The sequence below is a fragment of the Magnetococcales bacterium genome (genome assembly GCA_015232395.1).
GTDB lineage: Bacteria > Pseudomonadota > Magnetococcia > Magnetococcales > JADFZT01 > JADFZT01.
Genome location: JADFZT010000006.1, coordinates 42,802 through 61,154, shown reverse-complemented (window position 1 = coordinate 61,154; position 18,353 = coordinate 42,802). Strand labels below are relative to the sequence as shown.

Sequence of the window (18,353 nt, the reverse complement as noted above, 5' to 3'; positions counted from 1 at the left end):
GTCAGCTGCTGGATAGGCTGAAAGGGTGTATGCTGTGAGGATATGGAATGAAACCGGGATGCAGCGGGGATGATGGCAGGCTTGATCAGACAAATTTTGGACAAAAAATTACCCCGGACACATGCTAGGCAGTGGGTGAGCCGGGGTTCACGAGATACATATTACATAATTGATCAGAACTTTCCAACAAAAAAATAAGGCCAGGGACTTACAGCATGAGATCTCTCAAATTTATCCGATCACCAGAGACGCTGTCCAGAATCAAAGAGAATTTGTCGCCAGAGCGCCTTTCTTCTTATCTGGATCAAAATGGAGGCGATCTGAAGGCAGCCATCCACCTCTATGAACACAATACCAATCTCTCAGCCGCATTTTATCGACCGCTCCAGGGGTTGGAAGTGGTATTGCGGAATGCTATCCAAAATCAACTGGCCAAAGGCTTTCAGCGGCAGGATTGGTATGACGATCCGATTTTTTTGGAAATACTGCAATCTCATCATAAAAATGCTTTGAACAAAGCCAGGAACGCCCTTGCCAGGGAAAATAAGCCTATAAGCCCTGGTGGAATCGTTGCTGAATTATCTTTTGGGTTTTGGACTGGTCTCCTGGGGCCAAAATATGCGGTGCTTTGGAATCGTTATCTATATCAATCATTTCCAAACAAAAAACTACAAAGAAAACAATGCCACAAATCACTAAACAGAATCCGTCGTTTCCGAAACCGCATCGCCCACCACGAACCGATCCTCTCCCGGGATCTTGAGTATGACCATCGCCTTATCATCGAGATCATCAGCTGGATTGATCCCATAGCAGCTCAGTGGGTCAACCAAACCAGCCACTTCCAGCAGACCTTTCGAAAAACACTTCTGCAAAAAATCCTGGGCAGGCTCTGTGGCTGCCGTTAATTAGCGAATCGAGGAGGGGAGGGGGCTTTGGTTTATTTTAGTGTGATCCCTCTTGATCCCCCACCAACGTCAAAACCACCGCCTCCCCGGGACAGTTAAAACGCAGGGGGGGGTAGGCGACACCCGCTCCCCGGCTGGTAAATCCGGTCATCTCACCCACCTGCCAAAATCCGGAAGCGCAACGTCCATAGGGGCGGGAGCGGCTACCCACCAGAGGGATGCCGCCGGGTAGGCAGATCTGCCCCCCATGGTTGTGGCCACACAGATAGAGATCAAAACCCGCTCGGGCAGCCCCATCAGCCAAACCCGTGGAGTGCACCAGGGCGATGCGAAATCCCGAAGGGGCCTTCACCAGCGCTGCTTCAGCTTCAGGGGTGTCAAAGCGGTGAACATCATCGGTGCCGACCAGGTGGATTTGGTCCCTGTGGCGTTTGATGGTGTGGCTTTCGTTGACCAACACCCGAACCCCCATCTCCTCCAGTGGCCCCCACATCGCCGCCCGATCATGATTGCCCATCACCGCCACAAAACCATCCCGGGGGTTGAGCACATCGAGCAGGCAACGGGTTTCAGCCAGGGTGGTTTCAAGAGGGGTCTCCGGGCTTTCTGGAGAGGGGCCGTGATTGAGGTCGCCGGTAAAAAGCACCAGATCCACCTCCAGGTTCTGGAGCTGTCGGGCCAGCTCTTTCCCAAACCCGGCCAAAATACCAAAGTGCAGATCCGACAGATGCAAAATCCGATAGCCCTGAAAAGAGGTGGGGAGGGTGGCAAAGGGGAGGGTGTGCGAGGTGATATGAACCTTCCGGGCGTTGGCCATCCCCCATTGATAGATGCCCAACCAGGTAAGAGGCGCTTTACAGGCGTGAATCAACTTGCGATAGCGCATGCGCCGACCATGCCCCGGAGAGGCCAGGAGCTGGTTTTCCCGTTGGGTGCGCCCTTGAATCCAGGCTTGGCGATGGGGAGGGTTGGGGCTAGCCATTCCCCTTTACTCCCACCACCACCCGAGAGCGTCGGCCATAATCGAGCAGGATCGTCACCTCACAAAATCCCGCTTGGGTCATCAACCGGGCGACCGCTTCCCCCTGGGTATGGCCAATCTCCACCATCATCACCCCCTGGGCTTTGAGAAAGGGCAGGGCGTCGGGCAGGAGCCGTCGATAAAGATCCAGACCATCCTCTCCCCCCCATAACGCCTCCCGAGGTTCCCACTCCCGCACTTCCGGAGCCAGATCAGCCATCTCCTTATCGGTGATATAGGGGGGATTGGAGACGATGAGATCAAAACGGGTGTTTGTATCAAGGGGCGCGGTGAGGTCACCCTGGAGAAGGGTGGTGCGATCAAGAAGTTTCAGGGCTTCCCCATTTTCCCGCGCACACGCCAAAGCGGTTTGTGAAAGATCACACCCCACCCCTGTCGCCTGGGGATATTCACTGAGAAGAGTGAAGAGCAGCGTCCCCGGCCCCACCCCGATATCCAGGAGGGCGAGAGGGCTCTCTTGATCCGGAAATTTTTCCAGAACGGCCTCGATGATTCGCTCACTCTCAGGGCGGGGAATCAACACTCCGGGATGAATCAAAAAGTCGAGTTTCCAAAAACCCCGAATACCCAGGATAAGCGCTGTGGGTTCCCGATGGGCACGACGTTTGATCAAAGATTTGAATCGGGCGAGTTCTGCGGGAATCAGAGGGCGGTCGGGATCGAGAAAGAGATCCAAACGTTTGAGCCCGATAGCGTGGGCCAGGAGAAGTTCACTGTCCAGGCGGGGATTTTCCACCCCCTGCTTTTCAAGCCAGGGGGTGGACCAATTGAGAAGTCGTCGGACGCTCCAGCGCTCTGGGCTAGTCACCCGACGAGGATTAGTTGTTTTTCAGGGAAAGTGCAGCCATCTCAGTGGAGACAGGCTCGGATTGTGCCAGCAGCGTTCTGGTTCTGGCCCGGAAATCTTTCATGTGCTTGGGCGAGATGGAGTGCTTGGACGGCATCTGAATGGAGAGAGGATTGACCTGCTTGCCGTTGACGCGGACTTCATAGTGGAGGTGAGGGCCGGTAGCAGCACCCGTCGCACCCACATAACCGATCACCTGCCCCTGTTTTACCCGCTGGCCCCGCTTGAGATTGCGTGCATAGCGGGTCATGTGGGCGTAAGCGGTGGTGTATTTGGAGTTGTGGCGGATGATGACCAGATTGCCGAAGCCACCCTTGCGACCCTTAAAAACCACCTTACCGTTACCGGAGGAGCGAATCGGGGTGCCCTTGGGAGCGGCATAGTCAACACCCTTATGTGCCCGGGTGAAGCCAAAGACCGGATGCTTGCGCTTGCTGGAAAAGCGTGAAGAGATGCGGGTGAAGTCCACCGGGGCACGGATAAACATTTTTTCGATGTTCTGCCCCTTGCTGTCATAGTAGCCGGTGTGACCATCGGGGTTGGTGTAGCGCACCACCTGAAGCTTGTGTCCCTTGTTGATAAACTCAGCGGCGAGAATTTCACCGTTTTTGATAAACTTGCCGTTTTGGTAAAGGGTCTCGAAAACGACGGTGAAGCGATCCCCTTTTCGAATGTCCCGGGCAAAGTCCACGTCCCATTCAAAAAGCCCTGCCAGTTTGACGGCCACCGGCTGGGAGAGACCCTGCCGTTTGGCGGTCAAAAAGAGCGAGTCGTTGATGACCCCTGTGACACTCTTGATTTTGACGTCATAGTTCTTTTTCTCGAAGTGGGCATTGAATCGGCCATTTTCCAGCCGGTCCACTTTGAGCAGACGATCATCAGCCAAGGGATAGGTGAGACTGTTGAGGCGACCGGTCTCACCAAAGACCAGCTGCACGGTGCGACCAGGTTGAAGATGGCGGGCCAGATCAAACACCGGCTTGGCCGCCTTGGCCACCGCAAGAGAAGTATCCCAGGAAATATTCCGGCGACCCAGAACCCCGGTCAGCACATCCCCGGGGCGAACGGTTTCGTTCACCACCCGGGGGCCGGTCTCTTCTTTATCCCGATTCGAAGAGACCGTAATGGGGTTGGTTGGGGATTCCGAAGGTGAAATCCGGGTGTTCCCCACAAAGGGGGTCGCTTCCATCCGGGCTTCGAACAGGTTATTGCCTTGGCTGGCAATCACCAGGGTCCGCTGGGGGCTCACCTCATATTCCATGGTGGTGAGCTTGTTGCCCGTATCGAAAGTCAGGCGAATCAGCTGCCCCACTCGGAAATGCCGTGTCAAATCATGGGCTGATTTGCTGGCGTTTGTCAGAGCCGTGACGCTTTTCATGGGAACGTCATGACGCTGGAGGAGAACCGATAAGGTATCTCCCCGGCCTACCCGCTCATAAACAATGCGCTTGCGGGGCGCTGCCAGCTCATCTTCTTGCAGATCAGTCTGACCGGCATCGAAGTATTCCTGCTGGGTTGCTGTCCGATAAACCGCTGGTGGATTACCCGTATGGGCATCCAAAACCCGATGAGCCGTTATCAGTGCCAGAGCGCTCAAAAACATGACCAGGAGAAAATGCGCATTGCGCTTCCTGGCCCGCCGGGCTTTTCTGACTTGGCTACGGTAGATCGCGTGGTTTGCCACTTGTCTTTTTTTCTTTCCGGAAAGCATAACGTCCTCGGGCTTCAAGTCGTTGACTCTTTTTGGCCGGTCGACACCGCCTTCCGTGGTTGTGCAAGATTCAGTCCGTTTTTCAGTGCGCCTTCCAAGAGAGCCATTTTTTCTGAAATCGGCCATATCAGGATGACGCAGTTCTTCAAATGAAAAACCGACAGACTGTATTAATTGTTGTGGGTTATTGTCAAGTGGCCCCTTTCAAATCCCCACAATTTTGCAGGAAAAGCGTTTGGGATCTACCACACCACCTGGGGGAAAAACCAGTGTTCCACCATCCATTGATTGTCGTCCAGGACCGGTATCTTCTGGCGATCCTTATAGGTTTCCGGTGGGATGCCCATGCGGGTGCCGAGATAAACATTGTGGCAGGAGTTGCAACCCAGGGTGGGTGAGAGATGGTTACCCCAATAGAGCCCCCCCAGCACGATACCCGTGACAAAAATCACGCTGGCGGTGGCAAAAATTTTGGCGGCTATCGACTTTTTGGCGGGGGCGGTTTGACTCTCTCCACTCTCCTCTTTGTCGGCTTTCTTTTTCTTCCAGAAGAAGGGCAGCAGCGTCAGCGCCAAAAAGAGAAAGAGGGGCAGATAAAAGCCCAGCAGGGGTGCTGTGAGACCCTCCTTGAAATACATGAACGGCACCAGGAAAATCAGGAAGAACCACTCTGCGGCCGGAATGTAAGTTCCTTCCAGGGGCATGGGGATTACCATGGGATCTTCGGTAGGCATGGGAATTTTCAGCGCCAATACCGCGATGGCCACGAAAAAGGGGATGGTGATGAGTCCGTGACGCAACAGATAGTTGGTGATACCCCCCCGCTTACGCTTGCGCATCTTCATGAGGATATGAAAATCAGCCAGAATCAGAGTCACCACCGGCAGGATCAGCACGTGGGCGACAAAGGCACGGTTCATGGTGAAAAAGTCGATCAACCAGCTTTTAATACTTTCACCCACCAGCGGGAGCACCCCAAAATAGTTGGGTATGATCTCCATCCACCAATACCCTTTCCACTCCCAGGGCAGGATGAAGCCCGTGACCAAAAAAGCCAGGATGGGCAGGATCATGAGTGATCCCGTCACCCAGGTTACCTTGCCGTCAGGCAGGGTAAAATCCTTCCTCAGCAGGCTGCGGACAATGTGCACCACCAGGGCGGTGAGCATGAACAGGGCGATCCAGCGATGGGAGTCCCGCAACCACGCTCCAACGGGAAAATCCTTATAGAGATACTGAACGCTGGCATAGGCCTCTTTGATATTGGGCTCATAAAAGAGCGTCAAAAACAGGCCGGTGGCAAATTGGAGAAAGAGCAGGACGAAGGCGACGCCCCCAAAAAAGTGACGCCAGTGGTAACGTTCCGGTTTCATGGTGCTGAAGGACCTCCTGATGAGCGGGGAAAACACGATTTCATGTCAAAAACAGCAAAACCAGTTGGTAGCTGGTGGGTTAGGCGACCGGATGGCGTGTGTGCCAGGGTGGTGGATTCGGCATTAACTCTCTGGCGGCAGCGGCACAAATTGAATTTGGCCGTTTAGGGATTGCACTTCCATCAAGACAGGCTCTTTGATTGCTTCACCATCCTCGGCAAATGCGGTCTGGCCGGTAGCCCCCGGGAAACCTTCCGGGTTGACCAAAACTTCCCGTACCTGGGAGGGCTTGGTGGAGCGGGCTTTTTGAATGGCTTCGGCCAACAGCATGAAGCCGTCATAAGCCAGTGCGGCAAAACGTTCCGGCACCCCCAGTTTACTCACCTGGGAAAATCCGGTTTGGAAACGACCCATGTGAGGGGTATCGGATTTGGGGTGCCAGGTAGAATAAAGACGACTGCCAACCACCGCCTCGCCACCCGCCTGCAAAAATTGATCGGTAAAGAGATCTTCATTGCCCAGGAGGGGGGCTTTGATCCCGGCCTTCTGAAGCGCTTGGGCGAGAGTGGCGCCTTCCTCATCCCCTCCGGTAAAAAGAATGCCATCCACCGGGGGGTCGACTTTAAGAAGGGTCGGCACCACCTTGTCCGGCCCTGATTGACCGGTATAGGTATCATAGGTGTCTCCTTCCACGACGATTTCACCCCCCTCGACGGGAAGCGCCTGTTTGAAGAGGGCGCTGGTGGTGAGGGAGTGTTCATAAAGGGAAGAGGTGACGAGGGCGAATCGCTTAAGCCCCATCTGTGAGACAGCCATTTTGGTCAGGGCGGCGATGGCGATTTCGTCGGCCAGCGCCAGCCGAAAGATATAGGGGCCGCTACGACTGATGCGCCGTCGGGGCCCCACTGCGATAAAGAGGGTTTCGCTGCGATTGACGATTTGGGTTGCTGCAAAGGTGGACCAACCGGTGGGGGCGGCAAAGATGGCGAGGACGTTTTTTTGGAGAAATCCCTGCACGATACCTCGGGTCAGTTCCGAATCTCCTTCATTATCCCCAATGATCACCCCAATGGGTTGTCCGTCAATTCCTCCGGCATCGTTGAAGGCGTGGGCTGCGGTCATGAGGCCATCCCGAACTTGCTGGCCGAATTCCGCTCCTTCACCGGTCAGTGGACCCACCACGCCGATCATCAAGGCGCGGTCGAGTTCTCCGGGGGGTGCTTTGGGCTGGGAGGGGGGTGGCACGGCTACTTCGGCTCGCCAGGATTCTTTGCCCAGCTCTTCTGCTGGTGGTTGTGGTGATTCTCCACAGCCTGTCAGGGTGAGAAGCAAAATCAACAAAAAGTGGGGGAGGGGGGAGGTGGTTGGGCGATTCAGCATGATCTTTTCAGTGTTACCCGGGATAGGAGCAAGCTGGTGAGGCGATCACTTGCCATTGATTTTATAATTAGGGGTGAAGGGGGATTATCTCCCTTCCGGGTGTGGGCAGAGCCCACGGTTTATCTTTTGATCTTATCTTTTGAACTTGCTTATCCAATATCCTTGCTTATCCCATATCCAGCGGGTTTGGGGCGCAGCCCCAAGGTCTTATATTTTGATCTTATATTTTGATCTTATCTTTTGATCTTATCTTTATAATTCTATCTTGAACTTGCTTATCCAATATCCAGCGGGTTTGGGGCGCAGCCCCAAGGTCTTATCTTTTGATCTTATCTTTTGATCTTATCTTTTGATCTTATCTTTTGATCTTATCTTTATAATTCTATCTTGAATTTGCTTATCCCATATCCAGCGGGTTTGGGGCGCAGCCCCAAGGTCTTATCTTTTGATCTTATCTTTATAATTCTATCTTGAACTTGCTTATCCCATATCCAGCGGGTTTGGGGCGCAGCCCCAAGGTCTTATCTTTTGATCTTATCCTTTGAATTTGCTTATCCCATATCCAGCGGGTTTGGGGCGCAGCCCCAAGGTCTTATCCTTTGAACTTGCTTATCCGATTCTCCACAGGATTGGGATGCATCTCCAAGCTCTATTTATCAAAAAGACCCCGGTGTGCCATTCCCAAATATCAATCGGCCAAGGAGGGCAAAGATTCTATAAACCGGTCTCGTCAATCCAGGCGGTGTGTTCAGCGAGGAGGGCATGGACCAATTTTTCTTCCACGACAAATACGGAGTTGTTATCACCGGTCCTGGCAAAATAACCCCGGCGGCTGCGGTCTTTTTTGCCAACCTCCAGGGAGAGGGGTTTGGCCGGACCGGGTTTTTGAATGGTGATGCGCACTCGAGGATTATCCAGTCCATATTGAACCGGATCCGGGTCGGGTTCATCCAAAAAGGCTTTCACCTCGCCATTTTTAATTTCATACAGGGTTGCCAGCACCTGGGTCATGTCTGCCTGGGCGCGTTTGGGTTTCAGCATGTCCCAGCGGGCGTTGTCGTTTTCGATCACCACCAAAAGCTCGTCCCGGCGATCCAGCTCCACCCGCTGTACGGTCATGGGGTCGAAATCCAGGATGGTCCGATCTCGCAGGTCGGAAATTTTTTTATCTGCTTCCTTGGGTACATCTGAATGAATGCGATAAACCTGGGGAGCCCCCTTGAACATGGCATAGGCGACGTTATGGGTCGGCCCCTTATCCCCGAACTGGAGCACAGTCTCCCCATGAGCGGTCACAAGCCCCATCTCTATGACTGGGGGATTGAGACCAAGTTCCTCTAATTTTCCCGGATCGGTCTCATCAAAGAGCACCGCATCCCGTCGGGCGTTAACCACATTGGCGAGGATTTTATCGATGGCCTCGGAATCTCCCGCCACCCCAAGGGGTTCGGTGAGACGCCACCCTTCGCCATCCCGCTCTGCCCGAGCCTGGAGAGAGCCTTGCCGATCCTGGATCCAAAAACCGGTGACCGCCTCGGGCAGGAAGGAGAGGAGACGGAGTTTTTCCGCCTCCACCCGCTTGGACTCCTCAGAGCCCCGCTCCATCATTTCGAAGGTGCCGCCCAACACCAGCAGGGCGATCAACCAGAAGAGGGATTTGCGAAAGAGAGTCAACCCACACGCCTCCGTCGGGCTAAAAATCCAGCACCGAGTGCCAGAACAAAGGTGGGCATGATGATAACCGATAGCCAGAAGACCAGTTTTCCCTGGGTGCCGGTGAGGGTCAGAGGTGTCAGCCCCGGCTCCTTGTGACGCACCGCAATCAGGGCTGCCTCTTCAGCCAGCCAGTCCACGGTGTTGAGAAAAAGATCCCTGTTTCCAGCGGATTGAATGAGCCCGTTGGCTGCAAAATCCGAATCGCCAAAGAGCACCACCTTGCCAAATTTATTCAGCCCCTCACCCTCTCCGGAGATGTCTCCGCCCTCCACCCGGACCCCTGCTACCGCTGCCACCGTGAGGGGTCCCTTGGTATGCTTGGTCTCGTCAAACTCCGGATTATCCTCCTCCAACTCACCGCCGATGACAGCAAACGAACCGGTGGAGGTGTGGGCCAGATTAAATCGACCCAGACCGGGATCTTCAACCACGCTCACTGAGCGTGCTACCGGGAAAAAGGTGAAAATATTGAACTCCCGGGTGATGGGATGTTCTTTGTGATACCCCCCAATCACCGGGGTGAGATAGTTGGCCCCAAACATCTGGCTCTGATTGTCGATGACGATATCTTCGTTCAGGGTAAAGCCATACCCTTCGAGAATAGAGGTCAGAACCGGCAGAGGTCCGGGATCAGCCAGTACCAACAGCCGCCCCCCCTGACGCACATAGGCATCGATCCGTTCCATTTCGCTGGGCATCAAATCGGCCTGGGGACCGGCTATCACCACCACGGAAGCATCCTTGGGCACCTCGGGGTTCTGGGAGAGGGCCAACTCCTTCACCACATGGTGTTCCTTCTCCAACGCCTCCTTGACCGCTGCGTAGCCGTTCTGAGCCTTGTCCGCAATGCCCTTTTCCCCGTGACCGGTGAGAAAATAGATGGTCTTGATCTCATCCCGGATCACCTTGAGCAGGGCATTGGTGACCTTGTTTTCCGACTCAAAGCCGACAATCTCCTGTTTGCCATCGCTGCGTATCAGGGTGGTGCGATAGGAGGTTACCCCGTATTTGGCTGATTCTGCGGGCTTTTTGTCGGGATCCACAAACCAAAAATTAAAGTTCGGCGAGTGGTAGCTATACTCTTTCAGCAGATCATGCATCGCCTGCCGGGTGCGCTCGTCAGAGCGGTAGAAGGCGATGGCCTCCACCTCCCGATCCAGGCTTTTGAGCACTTTGACTGTCTGTGGGGAGAGGGAGTAGCGCTCGGTCTGGGTGAGATCGATGCGGGCCTTGTAGCGCACCGACATGACCCCCACCAGGGTGACGATGACCAGAAAGATGGCCACCATAAAAAAGGTGTTGACCCCATATTTGGTGGAGCGCCTGCCAATGAATCTCTGGATCGTCTCAAACTGGGTATAGAAAAAGAGCAAAAGGGAGAGCGCCCCGGCCCAGAGGATGGCCAGCGCCAGATTGGATAGCTCACCGGTGATGGCATAGATCGCCCCACCCGCCGCCAGCAGTATCGGAGCGAGAAGCCCCAGCAGAAACAGCCCCCCGCGATTTTGTGGTATCTCTCGGCTCGTCATCCCCGCCACCTGCTCGATTCCATGCTTCTAATGGTCAGAAAAAGAAAGAGAAATATAAAGTTGAGATAGTAAATGATGTCCTCGGTGTCCACAACGCCCTTGGCCAGACTCTCCAGATGCTCGGTGATGGCGACATAGGAGATGATGCGACCAAAACCGGGAGAGACAAACATCACCGAATAGCTCATCAACCAGAAGAAAAACAGAATCCCCACGGCCAGAGAGGCCGAGACGATCTGGTTTTCGCTTAAGGAAGAGGTGAAAAGTCCCAGCGCCAGGAAGGCAGCCCCCAGCAGAAAGAGCCCCAGATAACCAGTCAATATCGGTGGAATTTCAGGATCCCCCAGATAGATCAGCAGCAGAGGATAGGTGATGGTACCCACCAGCATGGCGGCAAAGACCGTCAAGCTGGCCAAATATTTACCCATCACCACCTCCACCTCCCGAACCGGGTAGGAGAGGAGCAGCTCCAACGTCCCTGACTTTTTTTCCTCGCTTAAGAGGCGCATGGTCAAAAGCGGCGTCATCAGGAGCATCACCACGCTGATGTTGCCGATCAGAGGCCGCACCACCGTTTCGTTGACGTTGAGCAGGTTATACTGCTTGGCAATCATCGGGTTGGCTTGGGCCTGGAAGCTCACCATGGAAAAGCTTGCCAAAATATTGTAGAAAAAATAGCCGGTTATCACCAAAAAGATGGCAATGACCGCAAAGGCGATAAAGGAGCTGAAATAGCCTGTTATCTCCTTTCGGTAGACCAGCAGCAGGCTTCTGGGATTCATGCCGCGTTCTCCTCTTGGGTCACGAGCTTGATGAACACCTCTTCCAGGCTCATCTTGTCGGCTCGCATTTCAATCAGATCCCACCCCTTGTTGATGATGGCCGGGGCAATTCGCTTGCCGACCCCCTCATCCCCGGTGGTTTTGACCAGATAACAGCGCGCCTCAGCCGGGTCGGCCGTGACCTCTTTGACACCCGATACCTGACTCAAAGTAGCCATCACCTCTTTGGGCTCCCCGGAAATCCGGATTCGCAGGCGGGTCGATTTTTGCAGCTGGGCCGTGAGATTATCCGGTGTGTCCACCGCCACCAGTCGCCCCTGATTGACGATGATTACCCGCCCGCAGATCATGCTCACTTCCGGTAGGATATGGGTGGAGAGAATCACCGTTCGCTTGCCCGCCAGATTTTTGATCAGCTTGCGAATTTCCAGAATCTGCCGAGGATCGAGCCCCACCGTGGGTTCATCGAGAATCAACACTTCCGGGTTATTGACCAGTGCTTGGGCAAGCCCCACCCGTTGCCGATATCCCCGGGAAATTTCACTCACCCGTTTGTGAGCCACCCCTTCGACCCCACACTCATCTATCACCTGGTTGACATTTTGTTTGACATCCCGAGCTGACAGTCCTTTGATGCCACCGACAAATTCCAGATAATCCCGCACCACCATATCCCGGTAGAGGGGGACCGTTTCCGGGAGGTAGCCGATGCGCCTGCGCACTTCAAGGGAGTCCTCAAAGCAGTCAAAACCGCAGATGGAAGCTTTGCCCCGGGTAGGGGGGAAGAAGCAGGTGAGAATCCGCATGGTGGTGGTTTTGCCAGCACCGTTTGGACCCAGAAAACCGACGACTTCTCCCTTTTCGGCAGAAAAAGTGATGTCTTCGATGGCGCGATGGGGGCCAAACTCTTTGGTCAGCCCTTGGACTTCGATCATGGTGCCTCTTTCATCGGTTGATATCGCAATTCAAAATCCAAATAACCCATCAATAAGTTGAATTTGATCTTATAAGTACGGGTGCAGGGAGATTATCTCCCTGCCGGGTGTGGGCAGCGCCCACGACTTTGATTTTAAAGATTTATGAAGCCCCAGCCCCAGCCGTAGCCGGCTGATTCTGCTCTTCAATATAAGCCCCCGGAGCCCGCTTGCCCTGCAAGGCGGATTCGATGGGTCGCTGATCAAGGGGGATCTCCAAAAGCCCCAGCAGCCCTTTATTCCCTGCGATCAATTTGGCCAGATCCTGCTTTTTCCAGTCCACCTCCCAGTTACCCACCAGGGCATTCCACACCTGGACGATGGCTACCAGCTCGGCATCGGTGAAAGGTTCCACCACGAGCCCGTTCTGGTTGGTGATTTCCACATATTTTTGCATAAAGTGGCTGGCGACGATGAAGGGTGGGCCGCAGCGGGTACAATATTTGACGATTTTTTCCGAGTCGTGGCATCCCGTGCAGCGTTCATAGGCGAGAGCCACCGCTTCATCAGTGGAATAGGCCACCAGCCCATGGGCCTTGGCCCGAGCCATCAGATCGATCCCCAATAGCGGCGGAACAATCAACAGACCAACCACCAGAGTGGCCAAAACCGCCACCGTGAAGAGCAAGCCCTTCTTCATCCAAAACCTTCCTTAGAGGGAAAACTGTCCGAGAGGAATGATGTCCCTGATTTTGCCAAGGGATGGTGACAATGTGAATGGAGAAAAAACAGACCACCCATTTTAAAAAAAATGGGTCAACAGTCACAAGAGCACTCTGCTGACGGTATACCTGAAAGAGGTGACTAAAAAATTGAGGAGAGTCAATTAGGCAGATGTTTAAGGATTCACCCAGCCCGCTTTTTTTCACAACGTCTATCCTGCCTGAAGGGGTGTTCCAGTCAAAATCCATTTTGGAAAAGCAAAAATTTATCCTGTGGCTTTCCCCAAAAAAAGAGGGGGCACGCCCCACGGAACGTGCCCCCTCTTTGATAGATCAATCAGGTCGGTTGGGTCAAAACCTTCTTAGTAACCGCCCTTGACCTTGCCAGCCACCTCGGAGGGAGCTTTGCGCAGGCCACCTTCCACATAACCGCCACCCTCGATAACGCCACGACCGGGCAGGGTCGCTTCAGCCATCTCCTGAGCGTCGGCAAAGTCAGCATTTTGGGCCGCGTTCAGAGGGTTGACGTCGTTGGGGTTGGGCTTGTAGGAGGATTTGGGATTGAGATAATCCTCGAGAGACTTGGGCGGACCCACGTCAGCGTTGGCGCGAATCCAGGCCACCACGTTCCAGATGTCCTGATCTTGCATCAGGTTACCCCAGGAAGGCATGGAGGGGGAGAGATCCACCGCTTCACCGCCGCCTTTGATCACCGAGAACAGCTCCAGGTTGGTCTTGCCATTCATGTAGTCGCCGGCGACGAGAACCCGGGGCCTGGGCGTTACATAAAAGGCGTTGGGACCGTCACCCTGGAGCAGCCAGCCGTGGCAGCCTACACAATAGACGTAGTACCACTGCTTGCCTTCGTTGGGATCCGCACCCGGAACCAGGGTGGTCTTGAAGGTGGGGGACCAGTTGTTGGTCCACTGATTGTAGAGCGCATCACCCTTTTTGGGGGCTTTGACCCGATCCCACAACTCGGTCTTACCGGTGCCAGCGCCGTAGCCGCTGTCACCCTCAGTCAGAGTGGTGCCTTCGGAATGCTTACCCACACCCGTCAGATAGTCGAAAGGAGCGATACCGTAGGTGCTTCCGGCCTTACCTTCGGCCATGGCATTGCCTTCCGCCTCATAGGCGTCGATCGCTTTTTCGAGCTGTGCGTCGGTCTTCACCGGACACTCTACCCGTGTACTACCCACCCGGCACCGCTTTTCGCCTGCCACACTCTCCGTGGGGGTCGAAACCGCCACCAGCAGGCCCAATGGAACCAGATACCATGCTTTTTTCATTTTTCGCCTCATCTTTCTCGTCCCCCTTGCATGATAAAACTACTTTACCAATAGATTCGTTACTTCCGCACCGCTCGTCCTGACAATGGCGTTTTGGCCGATGTCCGAAAACCAGATGTCCCCGTGGGGGTCCATCTCGATATCATTGGGCCGGCTGTTGCCCAGGAAGAGCTTAAACTCCTGAAAGCCCTGAGAAACCGGATTGAAGATGCCGATTTTTCCAGGAAATCCAAGTGAAAACAAAATGGTTCCCTTACCTCCCGCCGAAAGCCCCGCAATCACCCCGCCATGGGGTAGATCATAGGTTTGAAAAACTTCCGACACCGGATCAAACGAAACCAGCTTTTGATCCTTGCGCGCCCCGAACCAAAACTTCCCCCCCAAGCCAATCGCCAGATCTTGAGGAATCATGAAAGGCGTTGGTAAAGGATATTCCCGAATGGTGCCGCTTTCGGGGTCTAACCGACCCAGTTGGTTGCCCTGGGTCTCCAAAAACCAGATCGAGCCATCTTCATGCGCCACAATCCCCATGGGCTGACTCCCGGGTGTCGGGAGTTTGTACTCCTTGATGCGCCCCTCTTGGGGGTCAAACCGACCAATCCGGTTGCCGTAAAATTCGCTGAACCAAACGACGCCCTTGGCATCCACTGTCAGCCGCCGGGGCAGGCTCTCAATGGTCGGAATGTCATACTCCACAATCGTCCCGGTTTCGGGATCCAACACCCCCAACTGATTGGCATCCTGCTCTGTAAACCAAATCTTTCCCGAAGGGGCGACCGCTATATCCGCTGGTACCGCCCGAACGGTGGGGAGTTCAAATGACGTAAATTTTTCTCCCTCCGGCTTAAACCGTCCAATCCGATTGCCATTGGACTCCACAAACCAGATATCCCCTTGGGGATCAATCGCCATACGGGCCGGTAAGGCATGGGCCCCAGGGAGCGGAAAACTTTTAAACCCCGACGATCCCCAGGCTTCGAATCCCATGAACGGTAACAAGAGCACCGCCAGCAGCAGGGTTCGCCTCATTTGGGTGCCCCGCGCCAAGGATTTTTAAGCGCCAGCGCCGTCACCGCACCGAGAATGACCAGCAAAATCAATCCCAAATAGAGAGTGCTCTTGGAATCAGTCCCCTTAAGCGTCTCCTTCTGGGCAGTGGTGGATTCAGCCTCAGCGGCATTCAACTCCGCTACCCCGGGTACCTGATCGACACCAATATTCAACATACCCAGCTTTTTGGCCTCGGTGGCACTCTCCGAAAACCACAGCCGCTGACGCTCCAGATCCAGTGATATTTCCCCCGGCAGACTGTTGAAAGTCGGTACAGCCACCGAAGTGAAAGTCGCCTCCGCCGGATCAAACCGGGTCATCTGATTGCCCCGCAGTTCCGATATCCAGATCCGATTTTCCTGATCCGCAGCCAGAGCCACCGGCAACCCCCGAGGGGTGGGAATCTCCGCTTCGTCAAACCGCTCCAGATCGGGATAAAAAAGTCCCAACCGATTGGAGGTCATCTCCACAAACCAAACCAACCCCCGGCCATCCACCGTGATCGCACCGGGATTGGCAAACGGTGTGGGAATATCATATTCCGTCACTTCACCGCTCTTGGGATCCAGCTTGCCAATGCGGTTGATGTTGGGTTCGCTAAACCAGACCAAACCATCCCGGGCCAAAGCAATCCCACGAGGTTGAGCATGAGGTGTGGGAATCGCAAAATCCCTGAGGGATTGATCCCGGGGATCATAGGCCCGAACGCTGTTGGCATCCGGATCCAAAAACCACACCACGCCATCCAATGCGACCTGTAACGCTTCAGGAGCACTTCCCGGGGGGAGAGGGTGCTGGGAAAAAACGCCCTTCGTCGGATCAAAAGCCCCCAAATAGTGGGTCTCCTCCACCACCTGCACACCCCGATTGACCGTAAACCAGAGAGTACCGTCCGGACCCCGGGTCATGGTGGCAAAGCCAACATCCCCCCAAGCTTCCGGAAGCGAGTGGGTGGCAAAAGTCTGATCAGCCAAATGAAAACGACCCAACTGCCTGCCCACCTTTTCCACAAACCAGACATCACCCGATGCCGTATCAACCGCCAGATCCTGTATGGCACTCATGCCTTCAGGCAGCTGAAACTCTTGCATTGGCTGGGATTCCACAGCAATCACTTCACCGCCAACCATCGCCACCAGCATCCCCAAAGAGAGGATCAAGGCCCGCATACCCCATCTCCTACCCGTATCATCCATGACACTCACTACCAGGTCATCGTGGGTTCATAAAAGTGCCGCAACTGCCAGTTGGCATCCTTGTAGGAGTCACCCATCCCCATGGTGTTGCCGATCCGGTAACGTCCCACCTGAATCTGCTGCTCCCGGGCCTCCCGATAAAACTTGCCCATATCCGCCGGAGGCAGTGCCTGCCGCTGACCCATCATCGGGTTGTGGCAGGAAGGACAGCCGGTGGTCTTGGCAGGATAACCACTCCCCACCACGCCAGCGATACCCGCACCCCAGATAAACAGAAAAAGCACCGCCAATCCGGTCCGCTTGACAACCCCCACACCCTCCACCGGAGCCCGCTTGCGGCCAAACACAAATGGCATCGCAAAAAGCAGGATCAGCACCCCAACCGGCACCCAGAAAGTGAAGAGAGGTCGCCAGCTGACATCCTCCCCCGTGAGGTACCAAAAGGGCTGAAACAGGGTAAAGAGATACCACTCCGGTGCCGGAACCCACATTCCCTCATCCGGCAGAGGTGGCATGTTGGAATCCATCGGTACCTGAAACTGAAAAGTCAGATAACCCAACCCGCCCATCAAAAGTCCCAAGACCAAAATGGTTTTGAAGACATGTTTGGGCCAGAACCGGTAAAAGTCCTGGGGGTAGGGGGGATCATATTTGGGATCCCGTATGATATCCGGCTCTTCAGACATGTCAGCCATCCATCTTCCCGAGACCCCTCACAGCGGTTCCGAGATGCCATGCTTTTTGACCATTCGAAAATGGAAAAAAAGCAGGATGAAAAGCGTCAACGGCAGCACCAGAATGTGAAGCACGAAGCTGCGGTTGATGGAAAAAGTATCCAGCAGAAAATTTTTCAAAAAATCACCGACCAAAGGCCAGGTGGCGAAATAATCCACCCAAATCGAAAATGACCAGTAGGCCCGCCAGTCCCAGGGTAAAATCAATCCAGTGGCCAAGAGCAAAAACACCACCATGAACTGTAACAGACCCGATACCCAGTTAAGCTCCCTCGGGTTGCGGTAGGCCCGCTGGTGAATCACCGCGATCATATGGGTAAAAATGGTCGCTATCAGCAGCGTGGATCCCCACCGGTGCAGATTCCTGAAAAACCATCCCAGGGTGACTTCATTGCTCAAATATTCAATGCTCTTCAGCGCTTCCAGGGGCTCCGGCTTGTAAAAAAAGACCATGAAGATCCCGGAGAGCACCTGTAACACGATGATGAAAAGACTTAAACCGCCAAAGCAGTAGTGAAACCATCCCACATGGCTGGGAACCGCTTGGGCCCCCTTGCGCCGGGACCATGTTCTGAACCCGGTTCTCTCCTCCAGCCAGTTGGAAAATTTTCCAGACATCAGTGGTTTCGTTCCTTCGGGTTCCGGCTTTGACCGACCCAGATCCTAACCTTGCCGTTTCATGGCGTTGGGGTCCTGATCATCGGTTTCCCCGGTAAAGTCGATTTTCCAACTGTTGCTGGCCTTGTCCACTTTCAGCAATACGTCGGTCTGAACGTCGTAGCCGTCACCAAACATGGAAGGCATCTTATACGAAATCGTCACCGCCGCATTGCCCTCTTTGGCACTCACTTTGGTATCAACTACCTGGATCTGAAATCCCGAAGGGTAGCGTTTGACGATTTGGACAAATTTGGCTTGGCTGATCTGGGAACTTTCACTATCGATCAGCTTGAACGCCTCCCGAATGGGGAGGGATCCGCCGCGAATCTGGGCTTCGGATATCAATTCATAAAACCGCTTCACCACCACATCCGCCGTTTCAGTCGGCAGCGGAGGGGGGGCTTCCTCCTTGGCACCACATCCATTCAAGATACCCAGGAGCAGCAGGAGAGCGAAAAAGGATCGTACCGAAAATCCGCCAGGATTTAAGAGGCTGTTGA

The 18,353-nt window shown here is 54.4% G+C and carries 17 protein-coding genes; 1 reads left to right on the top strand and 16 read right to left on the bottom strand.

Going from position 1 to position 18,353, the window contains the following annotated elements; genetic code table 11:
* Positions 1 to 215 precede the first annotated feature (215 nt).
* Positions 216 to 908, top strand: coding sequence for an Abi family protein (locus HQL52_03300; protein MBF0368462.1), 693 nt, complete (start codon positions 216 to 218; stop codon positions 906 to 908).
* A 37-nt stretch (positions 909 to 945) separates the two neighbouring features.
* On the opposite strand, the gene HQL52_03295 is transcribed toward HQL52_03300, so the two are convergent.
* The 16 genes from HQL52_03295 to HQL52_03220 form a co-directional block, all read right to left on the bottom strand.
* The gene (locus HQL52_03295; protein MBF0368461.1) at positions 946 to 1,890 is read right to left on the bottom strand and encodes a metallophosphoesterase family protein; all 945 of its coding nucleotides are present in this window, start codon (positions 1,888 to 1,890) and stop codon (positions 946 to 948) included.
* Entirely contained in the window at positions 1,883 to 2,758 is an 876-nt protein-coding gene (gene prmC / locus HQL52_03290) for a peptide chain release factor N(5)-glutamine methyltransferase (GenBank protein ID MBF0368460.1), read from the bottom strand. The genes HQL52_03295 and prmC overlap by 8 nt, the downstream gene beginning before the upstream one ends.
* A 10-nt stretch (positions 2,759 to 2,768) precedes the next feature.
* Positions 2,769 to 4,481, bottom strand: coding sequence for a peptidoglycan DD-metalloendopeptidase family protein (locus HQL52_03285; GenBank protein MBF0368459.1), 1,713 nt, complete (start codon positions 4,479 to 4,481; stop codon positions 2,769 to 2,771).
* A 269-nt stretch (positions 4,482 to 4,750) separates the two neighbouring features.
* Positions 4,751 to 5,881, bottom strand: a complete 1,131-nt coding sequence (locus HQL52_03280) for a cytochrome b N-terminal domain-containing protein (protein ID MBF0368458.1) — start codon at positions 5,879 to 5,881, stop codon at positions 4,751 to 4,753.
* A 123-nt stretch (positions 5,882 to 6,004) separates the two neighbouring features.
* On the bottom strand, positions 6,005 to 7,261 hold the full coding sequence (locus HQL52_03275; GenBank protein MBF0368457.1) for an ABC transporter substrate-binding protein: 1,257 nt from the start codon (positions 7,259 to 7,261) through the stop codon (positions 6,005 to 6,007).
* 714 nt (positions 7,262 to 7,975) lie between these two features.
* A complete protein-coding gene (locus HQL52_03270; protein ID MBF0368456.1) occupies positions 7,976 to 8,935 on the bottom strand; it encodes a DUF4340 domain-containing protein in 960 nt (319 codons plus the stop codon).
* A complete protein-coding gene (locus tag HQL52_03265) occupies positions 8,932 to 10,506 on the bottom strand; it encodes a GldG family protein (protein ID MBF0368455.1) in 1,575 nt (524 codons plus the stop codon). Before HQL52_03265 ends, HQL52_03270 begins: the two co-directional genes overlap by 4 nt.
* Positions 10,503 to 11,288 (bottom strand): ABC transporter permease, encoded by a 786-nt coding sequence (locus HQL52_03260; protein MBF0368454.1) that lies wholly within the window; start codon positions 11,286 to 11,288, stop codon positions 10,503 to 10,505. Before HQL52_03260 ends, HQL52_03265 begins: the two co-directional genes overlap by 4 nt.
* Positions 11,285 to 12,223, bottom strand: a complete 939-nt coding sequence (locus tag HQL52_03255; GenBank protein ID MBF0368453.1) for an ATP-binding cassette domain-containing protein — start codon at positions 12,221 to 12,223, stop codon at positions 11,285 to 11,287. Before HQL52_03255 ends, HQL52_03260 begins: the two co-directional genes overlap by 4 nt.
* 142 nt (positions 12,224 to 12,365) lie before the next feature.
* Positions 12,366 to 12,902, bottom strand: coding sequence for a hypothetical protein (locus HQL52_03250; GenBank protein MBF0368452.1), 537 nt, complete (start codon positions 12,900 to 12,902; stop codon positions 12,366 to 12,368).
* 384 nt (positions 12,903 to 13,286) lie between these two features.
* Positions 13,287 to 14,213, bottom strand: coding sequence for a cytochrome c (locus HQL52_03245; GenBank protein ID MBF0368451.1), 927 nt, complete (start codon positions 14,211 to 14,213; stop codon positions 13,287 to 13,289).
* A 39-nt stretch (positions 14,214 to 14,252) separates the two neighbouring features.
* Positions 14,253 to 15,242 carry a hypothetical protein gene (locus tag HQL52_03240; GenBank protein MBF0368450.1) on the bottom strand — a complete coding sequence of 330 codons (990 nt, stop codon included), beginning with the start codon at positions 15,240 to 15,242 and terminating at the stop codon, positions 14,253 to 14,255.
* Positions 15,239 to 16,432: a hypothetical protein gene (locus tag HQL52_03235; GenBank protein MBF0368449.1), complete on the bottom strand. Its 1,194-nt coding sequence runs from the start codon at positions 16,430 to 16,432 to the stop codon at positions 15,239 to 15,241. The genes HQL52_03240 and HQL52_03235 overlap by 4 nt, the downstream gene beginning before the upstream one ends.
* A 35-nt stretch (positions 16,433 to 16,467) precedes the next feature.
* The gene (locus HQL52_03230) at positions 16,468 to 17,154 is read right to left on the bottom strand and encodes a hypothetical protein (GenBank protein MBF0368448.1); all 687 of its coding nucleotides are present in this window, start codon (positions 17,152 to 17,154) and stop codon (positions 16,468 to 16,470) included.
* An 18-nt stretch (positions 17,155 to 17,172) separates the two neighbouring features.
* Positions 17,173 to 17,811 carry a cytochrome b N-terminal domain-containing protein gene (locus HQL52_03225; protein MBF0368447.1) on the bottom strand — a complete coding sequence of 213 codons (639 nt, stop codon included), beginning with the start codon at positions 17,809 to 17,811 and terminating at the stop codon, positions 17,173 to 17,175.
* A gap of 45 nt (positions 17,812 to 17,856) precedes the next feature.
* Positions 17,857 to 18,282 (bottom strand): hypothetical protein, encoded by a 426-nt coding sequence (locus HQL52_03220; GenBank protein ID MBF0368446.1) that lies wholly within the window; start codon positions 18,280 to 18,282, stop codon positions 17,857 to 17,859.
* Positions 18,283 to 18,353 lie beyond the last annotated feature (71 nt).

Coding starts and splice junctions, on each gene's coding strand:
- HQL52_03300 (MBF0368462.1), top strand. CDS start 216: ATGAGATCTCTCAAATTTATCCGATCACCAGAGACGCTGTCCAGAATC.
- HQL52_03295 (MBF0368461.1), bottom strand. CDS start 1,890: ATGGCTAGCCCCAACCCTCCCCATCGCCAAGCCTGGATTCAAGGGCGC.
- HQL52_03280 (MBF0368458.1), bottom strand. CDS start 5,881: ATGAAACCGGAACGTTACCACTGGCGTCACTTTTTTGGGGGCGTCGCC.
- HQL52_03275 (MBF0368457.1), bottom strand. CDS start 7,261: ATGCTGAATCGCCCAACCACCTCCCCCCTCCCCCACTTTTTGTTGATT.
- HQL52_03265 (MBF0368455.1), bottom strand. CDS start 10,506: ATGACGAGCCGAGAGATACCACAAAATCGCGGGGGGCTGTTTCTGCTG.
- HQL52_03260 (MBF0368454.1), bottom strand. CDS start 11,288: ATGAATCCCAGAAGCCTGCTGCTGGTCTACCGAAAGGAGATAACAGGC.
- HQL52_03255 (MBF0368453.1), bottom strand. CDS start 12,223: ATGATCGAAGTCCAAGGGCTGACCAAAGAGTTTGGCCCCCATCGCGCC.
- HQL52_03250 (MBF0368452.1), bottom strand. CDS start 12,902: ATGAAGAAGGGCTTGCTCTTCACGGTGGCGGTTTTGGCCACTCTGGTG.
- HQL52_03245 (MBF0368451.1), bottom strand. CDS start 14,213: ATGAAAAAAGCATGGTATCTGGTTCCATTGGGCCTGCTGGTGGCGGTT.
- HQL52_03240 (MBF0368450.1), bottom strand. CDS start 15,242: ATGAGGCGAACCCTGCTGCTGGCGGTGCTCTTGTTACCGTTCATGGGA.
- HQL52_03235 (MBF0368449.1), bottom strand. CDS start 16,432: ATGCGGGCCTTGATCCTCTCTTTGGGGATGCTGGTGGCGATGGTTGGC.
- HQL52_03230 (MBF0368448.1), bottom strand. CDS start 17,154: ATGGCTGACATGTCTGAAGAGCCGGATATCATACGGGATCCCAAATAT.
- HQL52_03225 (MBF0368447.1), bottom strand. CDS start 17,811: ATGTCTGGAAAATTTTCCAACTGGCTGGAGGAGAGAACCGGGTTCAGA.